Raw genomic sequence first — 20,298 nt, 5'->3', positions numbered from 1 at the left:
CTCGCCGCACCGACCGAAAGCCCAAGTACGTCCAGTACGAGGGCTTCCGGCCGGCACGCCGAGAGCACGCACCGAACGCCGCTCCTTAACGGGCAAACGTTGCCTGCCGCGGCACTAGGGCGCCGATCCTCCGTACGCACGAAGAAGGTGCCGGTCCCCCAGGGCGACCGGCACCTTCTTCATAGGGGGCCTATGCGCCCGCGATGACCTCCGCCGCCGCCCGTCCGCACACCCGGGCCGCCCCGTGCGTGGCGATGTGCAGGGCGCCGCGCGGCGCGGCCTGGGGGACGCCCATCTCGACCACGATCGTGTCGGGGCGCTCGGCGAGGAGCGTGTCGAGGGCCGTCTGCATCCACGGGTGGCGGTGTTCGTCGCGGATCACCGCCACGATCCGCCGCGCTCCGGCGGCTGCCAGGGCCGTGCGCGCCGCCGTCTCCCCCGCGAAGCTGCCCGTCTCCGTACCGGGCAGCAGGCGCAGCAGTTCCGCGGCCACGCCCCAGGGGGTCTCGTCGCCCACGGCGATGTTCGCGACGGGGGTGAGGGCGACGACGTACGGCGGCGCGGTGAGCGGGGTGAAGTCCTCCGCCCCGGTGACCGTCAGCGCGCGCCGGGCCGCGAGCAGACCGATGTCGGCGCCGGCCGCCCCCTGGCCGGCAGCGCCCTCGGCTGCCGCGGACGCGGTCCACCGCGCCAGCGCCCGTACGCGCTCCGCCGCCTCGGCGAGCCGTTCCTCGGCCAGTTCACCCGAGCGCACCGCCATGACCAGGGCGTCCCGCAGGCGCCGTACCGTCTCGTCGTCCGCGAGGCCGCCGCCCACGCAGATCGCGTCCGCACCGGCCGCGATGGCGAGAACGCTGCCGCGTTCGATGCCGTAGGTATCGGCGATCGCACGCATTTCCATGCCGTCGGTGACGATCAGGCCGCCGTAGGCGAGTTCGCCGCGCAGCAGATCGGTCAGGATGTGCCGGGACAGCGTGGCGGGGCGAACCGGGTCCAGGGCCGGGACCAGGATGTGCGCGCTCATCACCGCGCGCGTGCCCGCGGCGATCGCGGCGCGGAACGGGGCGAGTTCGCGTTCCTTGAGCAGAGCCGGCTCCGCGTCGATGCGCGGCAGCGCGTGGTGGGAGTCGACCGCCGTGTCGCCGTGCCCGGGGAAGTGCTTGGTGCAGGCGGCGACGCCGGCGGACTGGAGGCCGGTGACATACGCAGCGGTGTGCCGGGCGACCAGCTGCGTGTCGGCGCCGAAGGACCGTACGCCGATCACCGGGTTCGCGGGGTTGGAGTTCACATCGGCCGAGGGCGCCCAGTTGAGGTTCACGCCGCACTCCGCGAGGCGGCGGCCGAGTTCCTGCGCCACCTGCCGGGTCAGTTCCACGTCGTCCACCGCGCCCAGCGCGTGATTGCCCGGGAAGGAGGACCCCGTACCCACCTCCAGGCGGGTGACGTCACCCCCCTCCTCGTCGATCGCGACGAGGACGTCGTCGCGCTCGGCACGCAACTGGGCGGTCAGGGCGGCGAGTTGTTCGGGAGAGGCGATGTTCCGGCCGAACAGGCCCACGGACGACAGACCTTCGCCGAGCCGGCGCAGCAGCCAGTCGGGGGCCGTGGTGCCGGTGAAGCCGGGCTGGAGGACCGTCAGTGCGTCGCGGGTGAGCGTGTCGGTACCGCTGGCGTATGTCGTCATCGGGAGGCGTTATCCCTTCACGGCGCCCGCGGTCAGACCCGCGGCCATCTTGCGCTGTACGAGGAGGAAGAGCACGACGATCGGCACCGCCATCATCGTGGCACCGGCCATCATCGGGGCGTACTCGGTGCCGTGCTTGGTGGTGAAGTTGCCGAGCCAGACGGTCGCGGTCTGGTTCTGCTGGCTCATCAGCATCAGGGCGTACAGATACTCGTTCCATGCCTGGATGAAGCCGTAGACCGAGGTGGCGACCAGGCCGGGGGCGAGCAGCGGGAAGACCACGCGGATGAAGGCACCGGTGCGGGAGCAGCCGTCGACCATCGCCGCCTCCTCCAGCTCGCGCGGGATGTTGACGATGAAGCCGCGCAGCGTCCACACGGTGAACGGAAGGATGAAAGTCAGGTACGTGATGATCAGACCCGAGAGCTTGTCGTACTGACCGAGGTCGTTGAGGAGCAGGAAGACCGGAATGATCATGGCCACCAGCGGGACCATCTGGACCGCCAGAATGCCCACGATCACGATCTTCCGACCGCGGAAGGCGAAGCGGGAGATGGCGAGTGCGGCCAGCAGGCCGACGGCTACGCCGATCGCGACCACCGTCAGCGACACGACCAGGCTGCGGCCGACCGGCCCCCAGAAGTCGGCGATGTCCAGCGCCCGGCGGAAGTTGGAGAGCGTGACTCCCGTCGGCAGCAGGCTCGGGTCCGGGTCGATGGCGTCCTTCGCCGGCTTGACGGCCGTGTTGATCATCCAGTAAACGGGGAAGCCCGCGGTGACGAAGACGAGCAGTCCGAGGAGGTTCCAGCCGAGCTTGGACTTTCCCCGTCGGCGCCCCGAAGCGGCGATCGCGCTCATTCCACCTCTCCGATCTTGAGCATCTGGCGCATGTAGACGGCGACGACGCCGAGCAGCAACAGCACGGTGACCAGGGCGATCGCGGAGCCCTGTCCGTAGTCGTTGACCACGAACGCCTTGTCGTACGAGTACGTCGTGAGCAGTTGGAACTCGGCCTCGGGGTGGCCGCCGCGCATCACGAAGACCTGCGGGAAGACACCCATGTCCCAGATGACCGAGAGCGTTGTGAGCATCACGATGATCGGCTTGAGGATCGGGAGGGTCACATAGCGGAAGACGCCCCAGGAGCCCGCGCCGTCGAGCCGGGCCGCCTCCTCCAGCTCCTTCGGTACCTGGGTGAGGCCCGCACCGAGCGTGATGACCACGAACGGGACGGCGCCCCAGACCACCAGGAGCATGATCACGGTCAGGCCCTGCGGTCCGCTCGCGAACCAGTTGTGGCCGATCATGTCGACCCCGGGCAGCTTGCTGAGCAGCGCGTTGAAGACGCCGTAGTCCGAGTCGAAGAGCCACTTGAAGACCGTGGTCGCGACGATGATCGGCATGCCCCAGCCGGCCACCAGCACGATGTTGACCAGGGTCTTCATCCAGCCGGAGACCCGCTGGAGCAGCAGCGCGATCAGCATGCCGACGACCATGGTGAAGATCACCGAACCGGCGGCGAAGAGGATCGTGCGCAGGACGACCGCCCAGAACTCGCCGTCTCCCAGTACCTTGCTGAAGTTGGCGAAGCCGGCCGACTCGGCGGGCTGGAAGCCCCAGAGCTGGGACTGGCCGAACTTCTGGAAGGACAGGGTGACCAGGCGGACCAGCGGATAGCCCATCACCAGGGCGAGGATCAGCAGACAGGGGGCGAGCAGCGCCCAGGGAACGGCGGCCCCGCCCGACGTCCGCTTTCCGCATGTTCTGTCGGAGGCGCTCGGTGGCGGCGCGGGCCGCGGCGGCGGCACCTTGGCAGAAGTGGTGGTGTCTGCGGCACTCATGGCGCGCTCCTCAGCGTCCCTCAGGTCGTACGAAGGCGGAACCTCGCACGACCGCCGGAGGCGGTGCCGCCTCCGGCGGTGCCGCCTCCGGCGGTCGTGCGGGAAGCAGGGCCCCTGGGCGACATCCCGGGTCGGCGGGGCCCTGCTCGGGTCACTTGGTGTTGATGACCTTGTCGATCGCGGTGTCCGCGTCCTTCGCGGCGGCCTCGACCGACTTCTTGCCGGTGCCGATCTCCTGCAGCATGGTCTGCAGGATCTGCGCCTTCTCGACCTGGCCCCAGCCCGGCGCCATCGGGACGAACCAGTTGGACTCGGCCGCGGTGGCCGGGACCTCCGTCGCCGGGTCCTTCTTCAGCGTGGCGAGGTCGGTCTTGTTGTTGGGCAGGTTGCCCTTGGCCATCAGGCCCTTCTGACCCTCGGGACCGGTGAAGGCGTTGATCCACTCGGCGGCCAGGACCTGCGCCTTGGACTTCACCGGGATCGCGAGGTCCGAACCGCCCAGGAACACCGGGATGTTCTTGCCGGACGGGCCGGGCATCACGAAGTTCTCGAGGTTGTCCTTGAGCTTGCCCGTCTTGTCGCTCTTCGGGTCGGCCGCGGTCGCACCCTCCCAGGCGGCACCGAAGATCATGCCGGACTTGCCCTGGCCGTAGACGATGTAACGGTCGGACTCGTCCTTGGTCTTGTCACCGTGCATGTACGAGTCGACGATGTTCTTGAACTCGGTGAGGCCCTTGAGAGACTCGGGCGAGGAGAGGTTGGCCTTCCACTGACCGCCCTCCTCCTTGGCGATGGAACCACCCGCGTCGTACACGAAGGACATGGCCGCGTACCAGTCGCGCGTCGGCTGGTACCAGGCGTTGAACTTGGCACCTTCCTTCTTCTGGATCTTGTCCAGGTCGGCGGTCAGTTCCTTGTACGTCTTCGGGGTCGTCTTGATGCCGGCCGAACCGGCGACGTCCTTGCGCCAGTTGGCGACGCGGCCGCCGGCGTAGTACGGCACACCGTAGGCCTTGCCCTCGTAGCTCACCGAGGCCTTGAGACCGTCCAGCCACTGGGCGGAGTTGTCGAACTCGGCCGGGTCGACGGGGGCGAAGGCGCCCTTGACCATGTAGCCGAGCATCTCGGTGTTGCCCATCTCGACCACATCGGGCGCCTTGTCGGTGGCGAGGACCGCGTCGAGCTTGGTGTTCTTGTCCGGCCAGCCGTAGTACTCGTGCTTGATCTTGACGCCGGGGTGCTTCTTGGTCACCGCGTCGTCGGCGGCCTTCACCAGAGCGGGCCAGTTGTTCTGGGCGTCGACCGTCAGCCAGACGGTGAGCTCCTTGGCGTCCGCCCCCTTGTCCGAGCCCTTGTCGTCGCTGCCCCCGCACGCCGCGATGGAAACCATCATGCCCGCGATACCGATCGCGGCTACCAGCTTGCGCTTCACGCCACCCTCCTCAGGGATGCCACAAACCCCCCTGCCTCCCCGCGGTTGAGCGACGGTTCGAGTGTCAGCGCACACCGCCCATGGGGCCGGGACCTGGACCAATGGTGTAGACCAGTACCCGGAGCTTGGCCCAGACCAAATTGACGTGTCAAGGGTGTTCGGGGCGCTTCAGGCGTCCGTTATGGGACCTACATATGCAAGGACCTTTAAGTAGGAATCCAGCGAAACTGCAGGCCTGAAGCGTGCGCCCGACTGGACCACCTCAGGCGCGGTGGACTAGACCAACACGGGGGCCGACGGTATACAAAGGAGGATCCCCGGCCTCGTGATCGGGGATCACAGACCATGCGGACATCCCTCCACGGATCGCTTCGCGTGGTGCCGTGCCACGATGTGAGCCGTGGCCGACGGCCTGTCGGCCGCTTCGGCGTACGGAGCCGGGAAGGCAGAGCATGACCACCGACGTCAGCAGTGCGGAGAGCGGGGGCGGGGCGACCGTCCGCACCGCGCGTGTGCCCAAGTACTACCGCCTGAAGAAGCATCTGCTCGACATGACGGAGACGCTGCCGCCCGGGACACCGGTGCCACCCGAACGCACGCTGGCCGCGGAGTTCGACACCTCTCGGACGACCGTGCGCCAGGCCCTCCAGGAGCTGGTGGTGGAGGGGCGGCTGGAGCGCATCCAGGGAAAGGGCACGTTCGTCGCCAAGCCGAAGGTCTCGCAAGCACTGCAACTCACCTCGTACACCGAGGACATGCGAGCCCAGGGTCTCGAACCGACCTCGCAGTTGCTGGACGTCGGCTACATCACCGCCGACGACACGCTCGCCGGGCTCCTCGACATCTCGGCCGGCGGCCGGGTGCTGCGCATCGAGCGGCTGCGGCTGGCAAGCGGCGAACCGATGGCCATCGAGACGACGCACCTGTCCGCCAAGCGCTTCCCGGCACTGCGCCGGTCGCTGGTCAAGTACACCTCCCTCTACACGGCACTCGCCGAGGTCTACGACGTCCGCCTCGCGGAGGCCGAGGAGACCATCGAGACATCGCTGGCCACCCCCCGCGAGGCGAGCCTGCTCGGCACGGACGTGGGCCTGCCGATGCTGATGCTCTCCCGGCACTCGCTGGACCTGGAGGGGAAGCCGGTGGAGTGGGTGCGGTCCGTGTACCGCGGGGACCGCTACAAGTTCGTGGCACGGCTCAAGCGGCCTCAGGACTGAGCCACAGACGGCCGACCGGCGGACGAACCGGCATACGACCGGGCCGATCTGCGTGCGGGGGCTTCCGCTCCCGGATCCCGTCACCTACATTGCCTGCGCGTCGCACAGGTGAACAGCGAGGGGATGGAGCCGCCAGATGCCAGATCAGTCGAATATGACCGGAGTGGCGGTGGTGACGCCTGTACGCGTCGTCATCGCGCTCTGTCTCGTAGCACCCTTCGTGGCGATGCTGTGGGTCGGCTCCTACGCCAAGACGGACCCCACGTGGATCGGCATCCCCTTCTTCTACTGGTACCAGATGGCGTGGGTGCTGATCTCCACCGCGCTGACGATGGTCGCGTACCGGCTGTGGCAGCGCGACCAGCGCGCCCGTGCCTCCCGTAAGGGGGGTGCCGCGGAATGAAGGACGGCGTGAACGGCGTCGCTCTCGGCGTCTTCATCTTCTTCTTCCTGGCCGTTACCGTCATGGGCTTCCTGGCGGCTCGCTGGCGCAAGGCCGAGAACGAGCACAGCCTGGACGAATGGGGCCTGGGCGGACGATCGTTCGGCACCTGGGTCACCTGGTTCCTGCTCGGCGGCGACCTGTACACGGCGTACACGTTCGTGGCCGTGCCGGCGGCGATCTACGCAGCGGGCGCCGCGGGCTTCTTCGCGGTGCCGTACACCATCCTGGTCTATCCGCTGATCTTCACCTTCCTGCCCCGTCTGTGGTCGGTGTCGCACCGGCACGGATACGTGACGACCTCGGACTTCGTGCGCGGCCGCTTCGGTTCGAAGGGGCTGTCGCTGGCGGTGGCCGTCACCGGGATCCTGGCGACGATGCCGTACATCGCGCTTCAGCTGGTCGGCATCCAGGCCGTGCTGGACGTGATGGGTGTGGGCGGCGGCGACAGCACGAACTGGTTCGTGAAGGACCTGCCGCTGCTGATCGCCTTCGGCGTGCTGGCCGCGTACACGTACTCGTCGGGTCTTCGGGCCCCCGCCCTGATCGCGTTCGTGAAGGACACGCTGATCTACATCGTGATCGCGGTGGCGATCATCTACATCCCGATCAAGCTGGGCGGCTTCGACGACATCTTCGCGAAGGCGAGCGAGAAGTTCACGGCGGCGGGCGCAGGCGGCGTGGTCCCGGCCCCGGGCGGTCAGTGGACCTATGCCACGCTCGCGCTGGGCTCCGCGCTCGCGCTGTTCATGTACCCGCACTCGATCACGGCGACGCTGTCCTCGCGCAGCCGTGAGGTGATCCGCCGCAACACCACGATCCTGCCGCTGTACTCGCTGATGCTGGGTCTGCTGGCACTGCTGGGGTTCATGGCGATCGCGGCCGGCGTCAAGGTGCAGAACGGGCAGTTGGCGATTCCGCAGCTGTTCGAGGACATGTTCCCGGACTGGTTCGCGGGCGTGGCGTTCGCGGCGATCGGCATCGGCGCGCTGGTCCCGGCAGCGATCATGTCGATCGCGGCGGCGAACCTCTTCACCCGCAACATCTACAAGGACTTCATCAAGCCGGACGCCACGGCCGCGCAGGAGACGAAGGTTTCCAAGATCGTGTCGCTGCTGGTGAAGGTGGGCGCCCTGATCTTCGTCCTGACGATGGACAAGACCGTGGCCATCAACTTCCAGCTGCTGGGCGGCATCTGGATCCTGCAGACCTTCCCGGCCCTGGTCGGCGGCCTGTTCACCCGCTGGTTCCACCGCTGGGCGCTGCTGGCCGGCTGGGCGGTCGGCATGGCGTACGGCACGTTCGCCGCGTACGGCGTCGCGTCCCCGACCCAGAAGCACTTCGGCGGCTCGGCGAAGGAGATCCCCGGCATCGGCGAGATCGGCTACATCGGGCTGACGGCTTTCGTGCTGAACGCGCTGGTCACCGTGGTCCTGACGGTCGTCCTGCGCGCGGTGAAGGCCCCGGCGGGGGTCGACGAGACCACGCCGGAGGACTACACGGCGGACGCCGGGGACCCGGGCGTCCAGGCGGAGTTGACCGAGGCGGCACACTGAGCCAGACCTGATCTCGGGCCGTCGGACTGATGTCCGGCGGCCCGTTGTCGTACCGCGCCTGCACACTTGCCCCATGGACATCGTGATCCGGCAGGCACAATCCGGCGAGTACGGCCCCCTCGGGGAGATCACCGCGCAGGCCTACCTCCAGGACGGGCTGCTCGACTTCGGGGGGAGCGACCCCTACCTCGATGTGTTGCGGAACGTGGCCGGGCGGGCGGCCGCCGCTCAGGTGCTGGCTGCCGTCGAGCGCGACCGGGTGCTCGGTGGGGTGACCTTCGTACCGGCCGGTGGCCCCATGGCGGACATCGCGCGGTCAGGGGAAGCCGAGATACGGATGCTCGCCGTCGCGCACCATGCCCGCGGCCGGGGCGTCGGAGAGGCCCTCGTACACGCCTGCATCGACCGGGCCCGGGCCGTCCACGGCTGCGAGCGACTCGTCCTGTCGACCCAGCGCACCATGCATGCCGCCCACCGCGTCTACGAACGCCTCGGCTTCACCCGCACACCCGACCGCGACTGGAACCCGCTACCCGACCTCGACGACATCACCCTTCTCACCTACGAGCTGACGCTCTGACCGCCAACGAGAACGGCACGGCACAACATGTGGGGGTGGCACGACGCCCCGGCACAAGATGTATGCTCATGCTCGCTGCCGCCGCAGGGGAATCCGGTGCGAATCCGGAACTGTCCCGCAACGGTGTACTTGTGCACCTCCGTCCCTGGACGGGGTGTGTACGAGGTCCAGTCCGAGGACCTGCCGACAGCGCGCCCGACCATCCGGTCCGGGCGCTTCGACGTCCGGGCCTCGTGGAAATGGGCCGGTGGACGCGACGCCGTGTGCGCTCGTGAGCTGCCCCTGCCCTCCGCCAGGCCCCGTGCCGAGCGAGGGAGAGCCCCACGTGACCATCGCGCCAGCCGACCCGGCTTCAGCGACACTCGCGGCGACCGACAGGACCGACGGTCCCGGTGCCGCGCTGCTGCGGACCTTGACCGAGCTGACCGCCGACCTCCCCGACGCCGACCCCGGCCGGGTCGCCGCCGCCGCGCTGCGCGGCCGCTCCGCGCACGCGGACGAGGCGGAGCTGCGCGAGCTGGCCACGGAGGCGGCCGCCGGCCTCATCTCCGAGGACCCCGCCTACTCCACGCTCGCCGCCCGCCTGCTGACCCTCTCCATCGCCGTCGAGGCCGCCTCACAGCACGTCACGTCCTTCACCGGGTCCATCGCCGTCGGACACCGGGAGGGGCTCATCGCCGACCGCACCGCCGCGTTCGTCGGTCTCCACGCCGACCGTCTCGACGCGCTCGTCGACCGCGCCGCCGACGACCGCTTCGGCTACTTCGGCCTGCGCACCCTCCACAGCCGCTATCTGCTGCGGCACCCGATCACCCGCAAGGTCATCGAGACACCGCAGCACTTCATGCTGCGCGTCGCCTCCGGCCTCGCCGAGGACGACACCTCCCGGTCCGTGGACGAGGTCGCTGCGTTGTACGGGCTCATGAGCCGGCTCGACTACCTGCCCTCCTCCCCCACCCTCTTCAACTCCGGCACCCGGCACCCCCAGATGTCGTCCTGCTACCTCCTCGACTCCCCCAAGGACGAGCTGGACTCCCTCTACGACCGCTACCACCAGGTCGCCCGCCTCTCGAAGCACGCCGGCGGCATCGGCCTGTCGTACTCCCGCATCCGCTCGCGCGGTTCGCTGATCCGCGGCACCAACGGGCACTCCAACGGCATCGTCCCGTTCCTGAAGACGCTCGACGCCTCGGTCGCCGCCGTCAACCAGGGCGGCCGGCGCAAGGGCGCGGCCGCGGTCTACCTGGAGACCTGGCACTCCGATATCGAAGAGTTCCTGGAGCTGCGCGACAACACCGGCGAGGACGCCCGCCGCACCCACAACCTCAACCTCGCGCACTGGATCCCGGACGAGTTCATGCGCCGGGTCGCCGCCGACGAGCAGTGGTCGCTGTTCTCGCCCGCCGACGTGCCCGAGCTGGTCGACCTGTGGGGCGAGGAGTTCGACGCCGCCTACCGCGCGGCCGAGGCGAAGGGCCTCGCCAAGAAGTCGCTGCCCGCCCGTGACCTGTACGGCCGGATGATGCGCACCCTCGCGCAGACCGGCAACGGCTGGATGACGTTCAAGGACGCCGCCAACCGCACCGCCAACCAGACGGCCGAGCCGGGCCATGTCGTCCACTCCTCCAACCTCTGCACGGAGATCCTGGAGGTCACGGACGACGGGGAGACAGCGGTCTGCAACCTGGGGTCCGTCAATCTGGGTGCGTTCGTCGACACCTCGGCGGGTGACCTCGACTGGGAGCGGCTGGACGCCGCCGTCCGCACCGCCGTCACCTTCCTCGACCGGGTCGTCGACATCAACTTCTACCCGACCGAGCAGGCGGGCCGCTCCAACGCCAAGTGGCGCCCCGTGGGCCTCGGCGCCATGGGTCTCCAGGACGTCTTCTTCAAGCTGCGCCTGCCCTTCGACTCGCCCCAGGCCAAGGCCCTGTCCACCCGTATCGCCGAGCGCATCATGCTCGCCGCGTACGAGGCCTCCACCGACCTCGCCGAGCGCAGCGGCCCGCTGCCGGCCTGGGAGAAGACCCGTACCGCCCGGGGTGTGCTGCACCCCGACCACTACGGCGTCGAGCCAGCCTGGCCGGAGCGCTGGGCGGCCCTCAGGGAGCGCATCGCCGCCGTCGGCATGCGCAACTCGTTGCTGCTCGCCATCGCGCCGACCGCGACCATCGCGTCGATCGCGGGCGCCTACGAGTGCATCGAGCCGCAGGTCTCCAACCTGTTCAAGCGCGAGACCCTGTCCGGCGAGTTCCTCCAGGTCAACTCGTACCTGGTGAAGGACCTCAAGGACCTCGGCGTCTGGGACGCCCGCACCCGTGAGGCGCTGCGTGATGCGAACGGCTCGGTGCAGGACTTCGCCTGGATCCCGAAGGACGTACGGTCGCTGTACCGCACGGCGTGGGAGATCCCGCAGCGCGGCCTGATCGACATGGCCGCCGCCCGCACCCCGTTCCTGGACCAGGCCCAGTCCCTGAACCTCTTCATGGAGACGCCGACCATCGGCAAGCTCTCCTCGATGTACGCCTACGCCTGGAAGCAGGGCCTGAAGACCACGTACTACCTGCGCTCGCGCCCGGCGACCCGCATCGCCCGCGCGGCACGCGCGACCGTCCCCGTGCAGCAGGTGGCCGACCCCGAGGCCGTCGCCTGCTCACTGGAGAACCCCGAGTCCTGCGAGGCCTGCCAGTAACTCCCGCCCGCCACCCGACCACCGCCCTTGGAGGACGGCGCCTCGCGCCGACAGAAACGATGCGTAACACCAACCTGCTCGACCCCGGCTTCGAGCTGACGCTCCGCCCGATGCGCTACCCCGACTTCTACGAGCGCTACCGGGACGCCATCAAGAACACCTGGACCGTGGAGGAGGTCGACCTCCACTCGGACGTCGCCGACCTCGCGAAGCTCTCGCCCGGTGAGCAGCACATGATCAGCCGTCTGGTCGCGTTCTTCGCGACGGGCGACTCGATCGTGGCGAACAACCTCGTGCTGACCCTCTACAAGCACATCAACTCCCCCGAGGCGCGGCTGTATCTCTCGCGGCAGCTCTTCGAGGAGGCGGTCCATGTCCAGTTCTATCTGACGCTGCTGGACACCTACCTGCCCGACCCGGACGAGCGGGCCGCCGCCTTCGCGGCGGTCGAGAACATCCCCTCCATCCGGGAGAAGGCGCAGTTCTGCTTCCGGTGGATGGACTCGGTTGAGAAGATCGACCGGCTGGAGACCAAGGCGGACCGCCGCCGTTTCCTGCTCAACCTCATCTGCTTCGCCGCGTGCATCGAAGGGCTCTTCTTCTACGGCGCCTTCGCGTACGTCTACTGGTTCCGCAGCCGGGGTCTGCTGCACGGCCTCGCCACCGGCACCAACTGGGTGTTCCGTGACGAGACGATGCACATGAGCTTCGCCTTCGAGGTCGTGGACACCGTCCGCAAGGAGGAGCCGGACCTCTTCGACGACGAACTGCGGCAGCAGGTGACGGACATGCTCCGGGAGGCCGTCGAGGCCGAGCTGCAGTTCGCGCGCGACCTGTGCGGTGACGGCCTGCCGGGCATGAACACCGACTCGATGCGGCAGTACCTGGAGTGCGTCGCCGACCAGCGCCTCGCGCGTCTCGGCTTCGCCCCGGTGTACGGCTCCGAGAACCCCTTCTCCTTCATGGAGCTTCAGGGGGTTCAGGAGCTGACCAACTTCTTCGAGCGGCGTCCGTCGGCGTACCAGATCGCGGTGGAGGGCACCGTCGACCTCGACGAGGACTTCTGATCGTCGCCGAACGCCGCCTCGCGCTGCCCGGCTTCACCGGACCGCACCGGCTTCGGCACCGCGGCGGCGCTGCGCCATCAGTTCGCCCGCGCCCTGGGCGCCACGCCGAACGCCTACCGGCGCACGTTCAGGGGCCCGCAGGCCGCCTGAACGTGCGCCGGTGCCGGAGCACCGGCAGGTCACCGAGGCATGGCCCGCAAGCGCAGCCGGCGTGGGCGGAGCGTGATGCCGATGCGGGGCCGGTCATCGGACCCGGGCGCCTGCTCGAAACGGAAGGAGGACGCCACCACCGCCGTGACGAGCGTGAGTTCGGCCATCGAGAAGTGGTCGCCCGGGCACTTCCGGTTGCCCACTCCGAACGGGCTCATCGCATACTTGGGAACGTCCTTGGCGCGCTCCGGGAGCCAGCGGCCGGGGTCGAACTCCGCGTGCCGGCCGTACGACCGGGGGTCGCGCTGGATCGCGTACGGGCTGTACACGACGTCCGCCCCGGCCGGGATGCGGTACCCGCCGAGTTCGGCGTCGGCCACCGCCCGCCGCGTCAATATCCATACGGCGGGACGCAAACGCATTGCCTCGACGATGACATTCGCGGTGTGCGTCAACTTTCGGACATCGCCGAATGCGACCGGCCGATCACCCACGACGGTTTTCACCTCGTCACGGATCTTGTCCGCCTGATCGGGGTGGTTCGTGAGGACCTGTAGGAGCGACATCACCATGGATCCCACCGTTTCACTGCCGGCGGTGACTATGGCGATGACCTGATCGTGAATCTCCTGTTCCCCGATGGGCTCGCCGTTCTCGTCCTTCGCCTCCAGCAAGGCCGTCAGCAAATCGTCCGGCCTTTGCCCCGACGCCCGGCGGGCAGCGATGATCTCATCGACCAGGAGATGCAGATCGGCCAATGCCCGGTTGAATTCACGGTTGGCCGGAAGAGGCAGGCGATACAGCGGTCCCAGCGGCAGCACCATGCGCTGGTACATGCTGGAGAAGAGCGTGACGAGTGCGGCGCATATCCGGTCGGACCGCTCGTCCATGTATCCGCCACGCATCAGGCAGCGGGCGACGACACGGACGGCCACACGGAACGATTCGGCGGTGACGTCGAGGGTCCGGAGGGACCCCCAGCGCTCCACCAGCGCGTACGCCTCCTCCTCCATGACCGGTCCGTAGGCCGGGATGGCCTCCCGCCGGAACGCGGGCTGGATCGCCCGCCGCTGACGCCGGTGCAGCGGACCGTTCGTGGTGGCCACCCCCTGCTTGCCGAGGAGGCCTTCGAGGGACTCCCACAGCGCGCCGCCGATCTGGTAGTCGGTGCTGAGCGCAAGCTCTCCGGTCAGTTCCGGGGTGGTGACCGCGTACACCGTCTTCGGGCCGAGCCTCAGCCGCACGACCTCACCGTGGTCCCGCAGCCGGCCCAGGAAGCCCAGCGGGTCGCGGGCCAGCTTCCAGCCGTGGCCGAGAAGGGGTACGCCACCGCCGGCGAGCGGCGGAACACGCAACCGCGCGGGGCCCCCGGGGCGCGAGGACGCTGCCCGCGCCGGCGCGGCCGGAAGGCCGGGGGAGGATTCGAGGGTCATTTCTCACCTGCCGCTTCGTTGTTGACATACGGGGGCGTCGAGCGGTCGTCCCAGCTGTCGACCATGTACCTGCCGGACTCGTGGTGGAACCAGTACACGGCGCTGAACCAGTTGCGCATATTCGCGACGATCGCCTTCACGGCGAGGCTCAATTCCCTGCCCGGCACGGTGCCGTCCGCAAGGGTGTCGGCAAACCGCAGCACCTCCTTTTCGGCGACAAGGAATTCGGACACGCATTCCTCAACCCGTCGCCGTATTTCCGTGACGGCCTCCTCGACCGTCATCCCCTGATGATGGATGAGACTGATTCCGAGATTGTGGACCTCATCTCCCGCAATCTCTTTGGGGAGCGAGCACAGGTCGTTGTACCAGGCGGCGAATTCCTGGCTCAGCAGTGCTGCACGCCGGTACGCCGGGTGTTTCCGCACCGCTTCGGGCAGTTCGCACTGCGCGCTCGGCTCCAGCAGGTCGGTCCAGATCCGGTGCGCGAAGGTGAGCCGCCGTAGTTCGAGATAGGCGTCGACCGTCGGGACGACCCCGGAGGTGCGGTTGCGGAACTCGCGGTCGTACGCCTCGATCACCGCGTGGAAGTGCCGGGCGAAGCGTGCGTTCCACTTCGGGCCGAGGAACGCGTACAGCCGCACCACACTGTCCGCGAACCCCGCGACCAGGGGATCCGGATGGTGTAGATGGCCCCTGGGGGAGCCCAGAGCCACATGGAGCTGGAACCTGAGCCTCCGCCAGGCGATCGGCCGCCGGTGCACGATGTCGCGGTCGTGGCGGTCGTCCCAGACGAAGAACCACGCGCTGTAGTCGGCTATCGCCTGCAGGACCTCGTCGGGCGCTCCGATGTAGTAGCCCGCCATGAGGTCGGTGTAGCAGAGCCCGTCGGCGTGCTCTTCGACCTTGTCCGCCGGCATGAGCCGCTTTTCCAGCAGCCAGGAGCGTGTCCTCTCCTGCAGGCGGGGCCAATACGGGTGCAGTTGACGAGGAAACGCGGTCTCGATCACCGGCAGGGACAGCGCCGATGGCACCGCAACCGCGGTCGTCGATGAAGTGCTGTGCGGGAAAGCTGGCACGGACAAACCCCTCTCAGCCGCCGGTGGCGTCACACCCCTCCTGCCGTGCCGGGGTGTGCGCCGTTGTATATCCCCCGTCCTTTCCATTCAGCCCTACAACTGACCGGGCTGGGAATGGATTTGCTCATTCACTACCCTGCGGTGCCGAAAATGCCCCTTCTGTGACTGGTAAGGGATCAGTTGATGTACATAAGGGATCGGATGTGCGTCGCATACGAACGACAGAACGGCGCCCGGCCGGGGGATGCCCGGCCGGGCGCCGTTCTTCAGGGCCTGCTCGCCCAACTCTCGTGAGAGGCAAGGCCGTTCAGCGGCCATGCGGCGGGGCGCCGCAGGCCGTCCGGCGGGCGGCTCAGTCGTTGGCCACCACGGGGTAGCGGGGCTCGTTCTCGGCCATCTGCCGCAGCGCGTCCTTGCGTTCACGCTTGGAGAGTCGGTCGATGTAGAGGTAGCCGTACAGGTGGTCCGTCTCGTGCTGCAGGCATCGGGCGAAGTAGCCGGTGCCGCGCACCTTGACCGGGTTGCCCTTCTCGTCCTGCCCGGTGACCTCGGCGTAGTCGGGGCGGGCGAGCGGCGCGTACGCGGTCGGCACGGACAGGCAGCCCTCGTTGCTGTCGTCCAGGCGGCGCATGTCCGCGGGCAGGTCGACCAGCTTGGGGTTGCAGACGACACCGACGTGCCGCCTGCCCTCGTCGTCCAGGCAGTCGTAGACGAAGACCTTCAGGTCGACGCCGATCTGGTTGGCGGCAAGGCCCACGCCCTCGGCGGTGCGCTGGCTGGTGAACATGTCCGCGACCAGCTGCTGAAGCTCCTCGCCGAACTCGGTGACGTCCTTGCACTCCTTGTGCAGCACCGGGTTCCCGACGACCGTGATCGGCCGCGACGTCCCGCGCTCGCGCCAGGCCGCCTCGCGCTCCTCGCAGTCCTCGGTGTCGATGACGAAGCCCTCGTCGTCCACGGGGAGCACGCCCGCGTGCTGCTGATCGGTGTCCTGCTGCGCCATGACCGACGTACGCCTTCCTGCAACCTCTGAGAAAACCTGCGAGTACAGCCTACGGGGCGCAGGCGCGTACCTTCCCCGGTATCCCGAGAGTGGACCGGGGTCAGCAGACCTCTTCGAGGTCCCGCCAGTCCCGGGAGTCCGGGCTGTCCGCGACCCAGCCGTCGAGCAACCCGCGCACCAGCGAGGCGGGCGCCGCGATGCCGCACTCGCGCTCGGGCATCCACAGCTGCCCGTCCGTGCGGTGCCCCAGCGGTCCGGGATGCCCGGGCTCGCTGTGGTCGTGCGGATCCAGGTGCTCGCCGTCGCCCTCGTCGGACGGCATCCGGGACTCGGAGCACATGCGGCACAGCAGCCGCACGGACGAGGACCAGTCCTCGGCGGCGAAGCCCGCGTCGGCGGCCAGCTGCTCCAGCGCGTCCCGGTCGTCCTCGGACGCGGCCTCCAGCAGCACGACCCAAGTGGGCACCGGCGAGGGCGCCCACAGCTCGATCTCGTCGAAGACGGGATACGCGTGCCCGGCGGCCGTCGTGCGCTCACCGTGCGGTACGCCGTCGTGCAGCACCACCTCGCCCCAGCGGCGCCCCGAGGACGGCAGCGGAATGGAGAGCACCTCGATACGGGCGGGATCCAGCCTGCGCCCCCACACGACCTCGGCCTCGCCCTCCGGCGACAGCCGCACGGCCGCGCTGCCCAGCTCCATCCCGGTCGGCTCGCCGGAGACGGCGGCGCCCCCCGGAACCCTGAGGCCGTACGCCTGCCAGGCGCGGCGGGCCAGCGGCCAGTCCTGCAGGGCGGTGGCGGCGATGCCCACGTTCCACCAGTCGGGCGCCCCGGTCTCCTTCTCGAGCAGGGCCACGGCGCGCAGCCCGGCAGCGCGGGCCTGCTCCCAGTCATGGCGGAACTTGTGCAGCAGGGCGAGGTTGAACCAGGACTCCGACAGCCAGGGCTCCAGGTCCGCGGCGCGGGTCAGCAGCGCTCCCGCGTCCTCGTACCGGCCGTCACCGATCAGTGTGAACGCCCGGTCGGTGGCCTGCCGCCAGGAGGCGGAGGGCCGGTGCCGTCCCTTCCCGAAGATCCTCACGATTCCCGCCTGCCAGTCCCTTGCGCTACCCGCCTGCCGGTCCCTTGACGCCTGCGGGGCCACGGACCGACCGATGCCCCCAACGCCCTCTCCTCGCATCCAACCACGTACGGCCGGACAGGCGCTCATTACCCATCGGTTACCCCGCTGCCGACAGGATAAGAGCGCCCCTGTGCAGCGCTCTGGCCGGTGACGGGTCCGATGGCCGACGGGAGGACAATCGGCGGGAGGACAGCGGCGACGAGCCACCGGGCTCGGCCCTGTGCGTACCTCGAACGGGAGTTCAGGACTCCTGCGGTGCCGCGGTCACGTCATGGTCGGGCACCGTCTCGCCCGAGCGGATCAGCTCGATGCGGCCCATGACCTTCGCCCGGAGGTCGCTCGGCACATCGTCATGGCCGCAGCACCGCTTGACCAGCTTCTTCACGGCCTGCTCCAGGCCGTACTTCTCCAGGCACGGCGAGCATTCCTCGAAGTGGTGCTGGATCTTGGTGCGGTCCATGTCCGGCATCTCGCTGTCGAGGAACTCGTAGAGATGGTCGAGGACCTCACTGCAGTCCGTCTCATGCGGCTCTCCGCAGCTCATGAGCCCGAGCCTTTCGCTTCGTTCGCCTCTCCGGCCCCGGCCGGGACCAGCCCGCGCTCACGGGCGTAGTCCTCGAGCATGCCGCGCAGTTGACGGCGGCCCCTGTGCAGCCGGGACATCACCGTACCGATGGGTGTCCCCATGATGTCGGCGATCTCCTTGTACGCAAAGCCCTCTACGTCCGCGAGATAGACGGCGATGCGGAATTCCTCGGGGATCGCCTGCAGCGCCTCCTTGACGTCCGAGTCGGGCAGGTGGTCGAGCGCCTGCGACTCGGCGGAACGCAGACCGGTCGACATGTGCGACTCGGCGCGCGCGAGCTGCCAGTCCTCGATCTCCTCGGCCGCGCTGCGCTGGGGCTCGCGCTGCTTCTTGCGGTACGAGTTGATGAACGTGTTGGTGAGGATCCGGTACAGCCACGCCTTGAGGTTGGTGCCCTCGCGGAACTGGTGGAAGGACGCGTACGCCTTCGCATAGGTCTCCTGCACCAGGTCCTCGGCGTCGGCCGGGTTGCGCGTCATGCGCAGCGCGGCCGAGTACATCTGGTCGAGGAATTCGAGCGCGTCCCGCTCGAAGCGCGCGCTGCGCGCGGCGGACGACTCCATACCCGTGCCCTGGCCCTCGGGCTGCTCCGCCTGGCCGTGATCGGCCCCTGCGTCGGTCCCAGTGACCGGACCCACCTCCTCCAGCAACGTGGCAGAACCGAATGCGGTTCCACTGGAATCGGAGGATAGACGAACATCCTTACCCGCCGCCGCCCGAATAGGGGCGGTTTTCGTCGTGTGCAGCACCGTCCAGTCGAGGTCAGGGCCACTGCGACGGGATTCGAGAGGTGCCGCGCGCAGCGCGTCCGCGGAAGGGTGGGGGTGGGCGACGGGAGGGCAGATGGTCGAACCCATGCGGCGGACTTCCTCTCGTACGGACGGTGCAGCACGAAGGATGCTGTCTGATCCCCACAACATCGGCCCGCTCCGCAACATTCCCGGGCGTCACCCGAGTGACGCGGCGAACTTCACCACGGCATCGGTGATGCTCTCCAAGGCCTGTTCCTGCGTGATGTCCGCCCGCTTCGGCACGGCGAAGCCGTGATCGCCGTACGGCACCTCGACGATCTCGAACGAGCCCGCGGGAAACTCCTCCGGCCTCCCGAACGGGTCTTTGCCGCCCTGGACGACGAGTGTGGGCACGCCCGCACCGAGCAGCTCGTCGGCCCGGGACTTCTCGGGCCTGCCCGGCGGATGGAGGGGGAAAGCGAGCGCGAGCACCGCGGCGGCGCCGAGTTCGGCGGCCGTGCGGCAGGCGACTCGGGCGCCGGCGCTGCGCCCGCCGGCGATCACGGGCGGCCCCGGCCTCTCCAGGGCGGGCCACAGCCCGCGCCAGCCCGCGTCCAGCGTCTTCGGCGCCGGTGCCACCTTCTTGCCCGCCACGCGCCAGGGCTGCTCGACGAGCGCGACGCTCACGCCGTGCGCGGGCAGCGCCCGGGCCAGCGCCTGCAGGTCGCGCGCCTCGATGCCGCCGCCGGCGCCGTGGCCGAGGGCGAGCACACGTCTTGGCTGTGCCGCCCGGTGCCAGGTGACGCGGGCCGTACCGGCGTCGGTCTCGATGCTCTCTGTCACAACCGTCACGTCAGAAGAGTGTGCCCTCTTCGGGACCGTCCAGCTCCTTGAGCAGCTCCGGGCCGTTGTTGCGGACGTTGCTGACCGCGGTGGAGACCGCGTAAGCGCGCATCAGACCGGTGGGGGGCGGGGCGAGCAGGTCGCGCAGTTCGTCCGGGTCCGTGCGGGCCGGGTCGAGCCAGGCGTCCCAGCGGTCCGGGGTGAGCATCAGGGGCATCCGCGGGTGGATGTCGTACAGGGAGCGCGGGCCCTCGGCCGGGGCCACGGCCAGGGGGGTCGTCTCCGCCTCCGTCGTGATCACCGAGCAGGTCGCCCACCAGGCCTGCGGGTGGTCGTCCGGGAGCGTCCTGTCGCGCCAGAACTCGTACAGGCCGGCCATGGCGAAGACCGAGCCGTCGGCGGGCAGCACGAAGTACGGCTGCTTGCGCGGCCGCTTCTTCTTCCCCTCGGCCTCCAGATCGCGCTCCTGCTTTCCGGTGACCCACTCGTAGTAGCCGTCCGCGGGCAGGATGCACCGCCGGGCGGCGAAGGGGCGGCGGTAGGACGGCTTCTCGTGCACCGTCTCCGCACGTGCGTTGATCATCCGGGCGCCGCCCTCGGGTGACTTGGCCCAGGACGGGACCAGTCCCCACTTGAGTCTGCGCAGCTGGCGAACCGGCCGTTCGTCCTCGGCGTCCTTCAGAGGGCGGTCCAGGACCGCGTAGACCTCCTTGGTGGGGGCCACGTTGTAGTCGGGCGCCAGGGTCTCCTGCGGGGGGACCTCCCTCTCGATCTCAAAGATTCCTGCGAGATCCTCGGGCCTGCGACTCGCTGCATACCGTCCGCACATACGTGCCACA

18 protein-coding genes, 1 pseudogene and 1 riboswitch are annotated in these 20,298 nt (G+C 69.0%); of the genes and pseudogenes, 7 read left to right on the top strand and 12 right to left on the bottom strand.

The genetic code is table 11. The features are described from left to right. Positions 1-190: 190 nt before the first annotated feature. The 4 genes from BIV24_RS24585 to BIV24_RS24570 all read right to left on the bottom strand — a co-directional run bounded on the left by BIV24_RS24585 (position 191) and on the right by BIV24_RS24570 (position 4,957). Positions 191-1,684 carry a glycoside hydrolase family 3 protein gene (locus BIV24_RS24585; RefSeq protein ID WP_071368608.1) on the bottom strand — a complete coding sequence of 498 codons (1,494 nt, stop codon included), beginning with the start codon at positions 1,682-1,684 and terminating at the stop codon, positions 191-193. Between the two features lie 9 nt (positions 1,685-1,693). After that, a complete protein-coding gene (locus BIV24_RS24580; RefSeq protein WP_071368607.1) occupies positions 1,694-2,542 on the bottom strand; it encodes a carbohydrate ABC transporter permease in 849 nt (282 codons plus the stop codon). Beyond that, positions 2,539-3,525 (bottom strand): carbohydrate ABC transporter permease, encoded by a 987-nt coding sequence (locus BIV24_RS24575; protein WP_071368606.1) that lies wholly within the window; start codon positions 3,523-3,525, stop codon positions 2,539-2,541. The genes BIV24_RS24580 and BIV24_RS24575 overlap by 4 nt, the downstream gene beginning before the upstream one ends. 151 nt (positions 3,526-3,676) lie before the next feature. Next, a complete protein-coding gene (locus BIV24_RS24570) occupies positions 3,677-4,957 on the bottom strand; it encodes an extracellular solute-binding protein (protein WP_071368605.1) in 1,281 nt (426 codons plus the stop codon). A 452-nt stretch (positions 4,958-5,409) separates the two neighbouring features. On the opposite strand from BIV24_RS24570, the gene BIV24_RS24565 reads away from it, so the two are divergent. The 7 genes and pseudogenes from BIV24_RS24565 to BIV24_RS35650 all read left to right on the top strand — a co-directional run. After that, positions 5,410-6,174, top strand: a complete 765-nt coding sequence (locus tag BIV24_RS24565; RefSeq protein ID WP_071368604.1) for a GntR family transcriptional regulator — start codon at positions 5,410-5,412, stop codon at positions 6,172-6,174. A gap of 136 nt (positions 6,175-6,310) precedes the next feature. After that, entirely contained in the window at positions 6,311-6,577 is a 267-nt protein-coding gene (locus BIV24_RS24560; protein ID WP_245766925.1) for a DUF3311 domain-containing protein, read from the top strand. Next, a complete protein-coding gene (gene mctP / locus BIV24_RS24555) occupies positions 6,574-8,172 on the top strand; it encodes a monocarboxylate uptake permease MctP (RefSeq protein WP_071368603.1) in 1,599 nt (532 codons plus the stop codon). Before BIV24_RS24560 ends, mctP begins: the two co-directional genes overlap by 4 nt. 73 nt (positions 8,173-8,245) lie before the next feature. Continuing rightward, on the top strand, positions 8,246-8,752 hold the full coding sequence (locus BIV24_RS24550; protein WP_071368602.1) for a GNAT family N-acetyltransferase: 507 nt from the start codon (positions 8,246-8,248) through the stop codon (positions 8,750-8,752). Between the two features lie 62 nt (positions 8,753-8,814). Continuing rightward, positions 8,815-8,954: riboswitch (cobalamin riboswitch) on the top strand. A gap of 123 nt (positions 8,955-9,077) precedes the next feature. Continuing rightward, positions 9,078-11,444, top strand: a complete 2,367-nt coding sequence (locus tag BIV24_RS24545; RefSeq protein WP_071368601.1) for a ribonucleoside-diphosphate reductase subunit alpha — start codon at positions 9,078-9,080, stop codon at positions 11,442-11,444. 59 nt (positions 11,445-11,503) lie between these two features. Next, on the top strand, positions 11,504-12,511 hold the full coding sequence (locus BIV24_RS24540) for a ribonucleotide-diphosphate reductase subunit beta (protein ID WP_071368600.1): 1,008 nt from the start codon (positions 11,504-11,506) through the stop codon (positions 12,509-12,511). A gap of 42 nt (positions 12,512-12,553) precedes the next feature. Next, a pseudogene (locus tag BIV24_RS35650) lies at positions 12,554-12,661 on the top strand (AraC family transcriptional regulator); the annotation flags it as partial. Positions 12,662-12,690: 29 nt separating this feature from the next. Here the strand turns inward: BIV24_RS35650 and BIV24_RS24535 are convergent. From BIV24_RS24535 to BIV24_RS24500, 8 genes are all read right to left on the bottom strand, one after another. After that, positions 12,691-14,094: a bifunctional albaflavenone monooxygenase/terpene synthase gene (locus tag BIV24_RS24535; protein WP_071368599.1), complete on the bottom strand. Its 1,404-nt coding sequence runs from the start codon at positions 14,092-14,094 to the stop codon at positions 12,691-12,693. Continuing rightward, the gene (gene cyc1, locus BIV24_RS24530) at positions 14,091-15,173 is read right to left on the bottom strand and encodes an epi-isozizaene synthase (protein WP_107459685.1); all 1,083 of its coding nucleotides are present in this window, start codon (positions 15,171-15,173) and stop codon (positions 14,091-14,093) included. Before cyc1 ends, BIV24_RS24535 begins: the two co-directional genes overlap by 4 nt. A 352-nt stretch (positions 15,174-15,525) precedes the next feature. After that, positions 15,526-16,176: a peptide deformylase gene (def, locus tag BIV24_RS24525; RefSeq protein WP_071368598.1), complete on the bottom strand. Its 651-nt coding sequence runs from the start codon at positions 16,174-16,176 to the stop codon at positions 15,526-15,528. A 100-nt stretch (positions 16,177-16,276) separates the two neighbouring features. Further along, the gene (locus tag BIV24_RS24520) at positions 16,277-17,257 is read right to left on the bottom strand and encodes a tetratricopeptide repeat protein (RefSeq protein ID WP_071368597.1); all 981 of its coding nucleotides are present in this window, start codon (positions 17,255-17,257) and stop codon (positions 16,277-16,279) included. Positions 17,258-17,540: 283 nt separating this feature from the next. Then, positions 17,541-17,843: a mycothiol system anti-sigma-R factor gene (gene rsrA, locus BIV24_RS24515; protein WP_071368596.1), complete on the bottom strand. Its 303-nt coding sequence runs from the start codon at positions 17,841-17,843 to the stop codon at positions 17,541-17,543. Continuing rightward, complete coding sequence (gene sigR, locus BIV24_RS24510; RefSeq protein WP_071368613.1) at positions 17,840-18,523, bottom strand: RNA polymerase sigma factor SigR; 684 nt, start codon at positions 18,521-18,523, stop codon at positions 17,840-17,842. Before sigR ends, rsrA begins: the two co-directional genes overlap by 4 nt. A 309-nt stretch (positions 18,524-18,832) precedes the next feature. Further along, on the bottom strand, positions 18,833-19,459 hold the full coding sequence (locus tag BIV24_RS24505; RefSeq protein WP_071368612.1) for an alpha/beta hydrolase family protein: 627 nt from the start codon (positions 19,457-19,459) through the stop codon (positions 18,833-18,835). 10 nt (positions 19,460-19,469) lie between these two features. Beyond that, positions 19,470-20,288, bottom strand: coding sequence for an SOS response-associated peptidase (locus BIV24_RS24500; RefSeq protein ID WP_071368595.1), 819 nt, complete (start codon positions 20,286-20,288; stop codon positions 19,470-19,472). Positions 20,289-20,298 lie beyond the last annotated feature (10 nt).

It is taken from the genome of Streptomyces colonosanans (assembly GCF_001866645.1).
GTDB classification, from domain to species: Bacteria; Actinomycetota; Actinomycetes; order Streptomycetales; family Streptomycetaceae; genus Streptomyces; species Streptomyces colonosanans.
Note: the sequence above shows the minus strand (reverse complement) of the source record. Positions and strands in the feature narration are given on the sequence as shown.

What these genes read in the sequence shown, in the direction of transcription:
- BIV24_RS24585 (WP_071368608.1), bottom strand. Translation starts at nt 1,684, where the DNA reads ATGACGACATACGCCAGCGGTACCGACACGCTCACCCGCGACGCACTG.
- BIV24_RS24575 (WP_071368606.1), bottom strand. Translation starts at nt 3,525, where the DNA reads ATGAGTGCCGCAGACACCACCACTTCTGCCAAGGTGCCGCCGCCGCGG.
- BIV24_RS24540 (WP_071368600.1), top strand. Translation starts at nt 11,504, where the DNA reads ATGCGTAACACCAACCTGCTCGACCCCGGCTTCGAGCTGACGCTCCGC.
- BIV24_RS24580 (WP_071368607.1), bottom strand. Translation starts at nt 2,542, where the DNA reads ATGAGCGCGATCGCCGCTTCGGGGCGCCGACGGGGAAAGTCCAAGCTC.
- BIV24_RS24500 (WP_071368595.1), bottom strand. Translation starts at nt 20,288, where the DNA reads ATGTGCGGACGGTATGCAGCGAGTCGCAGGCCCGAGGATCTCGCAGGA.
- rsrA (WP_071368596.1), bottom strand. Translation starts at nt 17,843, where the DNA reads ATGAGCTGCGGAGAGCCGCATGAGACGGACTGCAGTGAGGTCCTCGAC.
- BIV24_RS24565 (WP_071368604.1), top strand. Translation starts at nt 5,410, where the DNA reads ATGACCACCGACGTCAGCAGTGCGGAGAGCGGGGGCGGGGCGACCGTC.
- mctP (WP_071368603.1), top strand. Translation starts at nt 6,574, where the DNA reads ATGAAGGACGGCGTGAACGGCGTCGCTCTCGGCGTCTTCATCTTCTTC.
- BIV24_RS24535 (WP_071368599.1), bottom strand. Translation starts at nt 14,094, where the DNA reads ATGACCCTCGAATCCTCCCCCGGCCTTCCGGCCGCGCCGGCGCGGGCA.
- def (WP_071368598.1), bottom strand. Translation starts at nt 16,176, where the DNA reads ATGGCGCAGCAGGACACCGATCAGCAGCACGCGGGCGTGCTCCCCGTG.
- BIV24_RS24550 (WP_071368602.1), top strand. Translation starts at nt 8,246, where the DNA reads ATGGACATCGTGATCCGGCAGGCACAATCCGGCGAGTACGGCCCCCTC.
- BIV24_RS24560 (WP_245766925.1), top strand. Translation starts at nt 6,311, where the DNA reads ATGCCAGATCAGTCGAATATGACCGGAGTGGCGGTGGTGACGCCTGTA.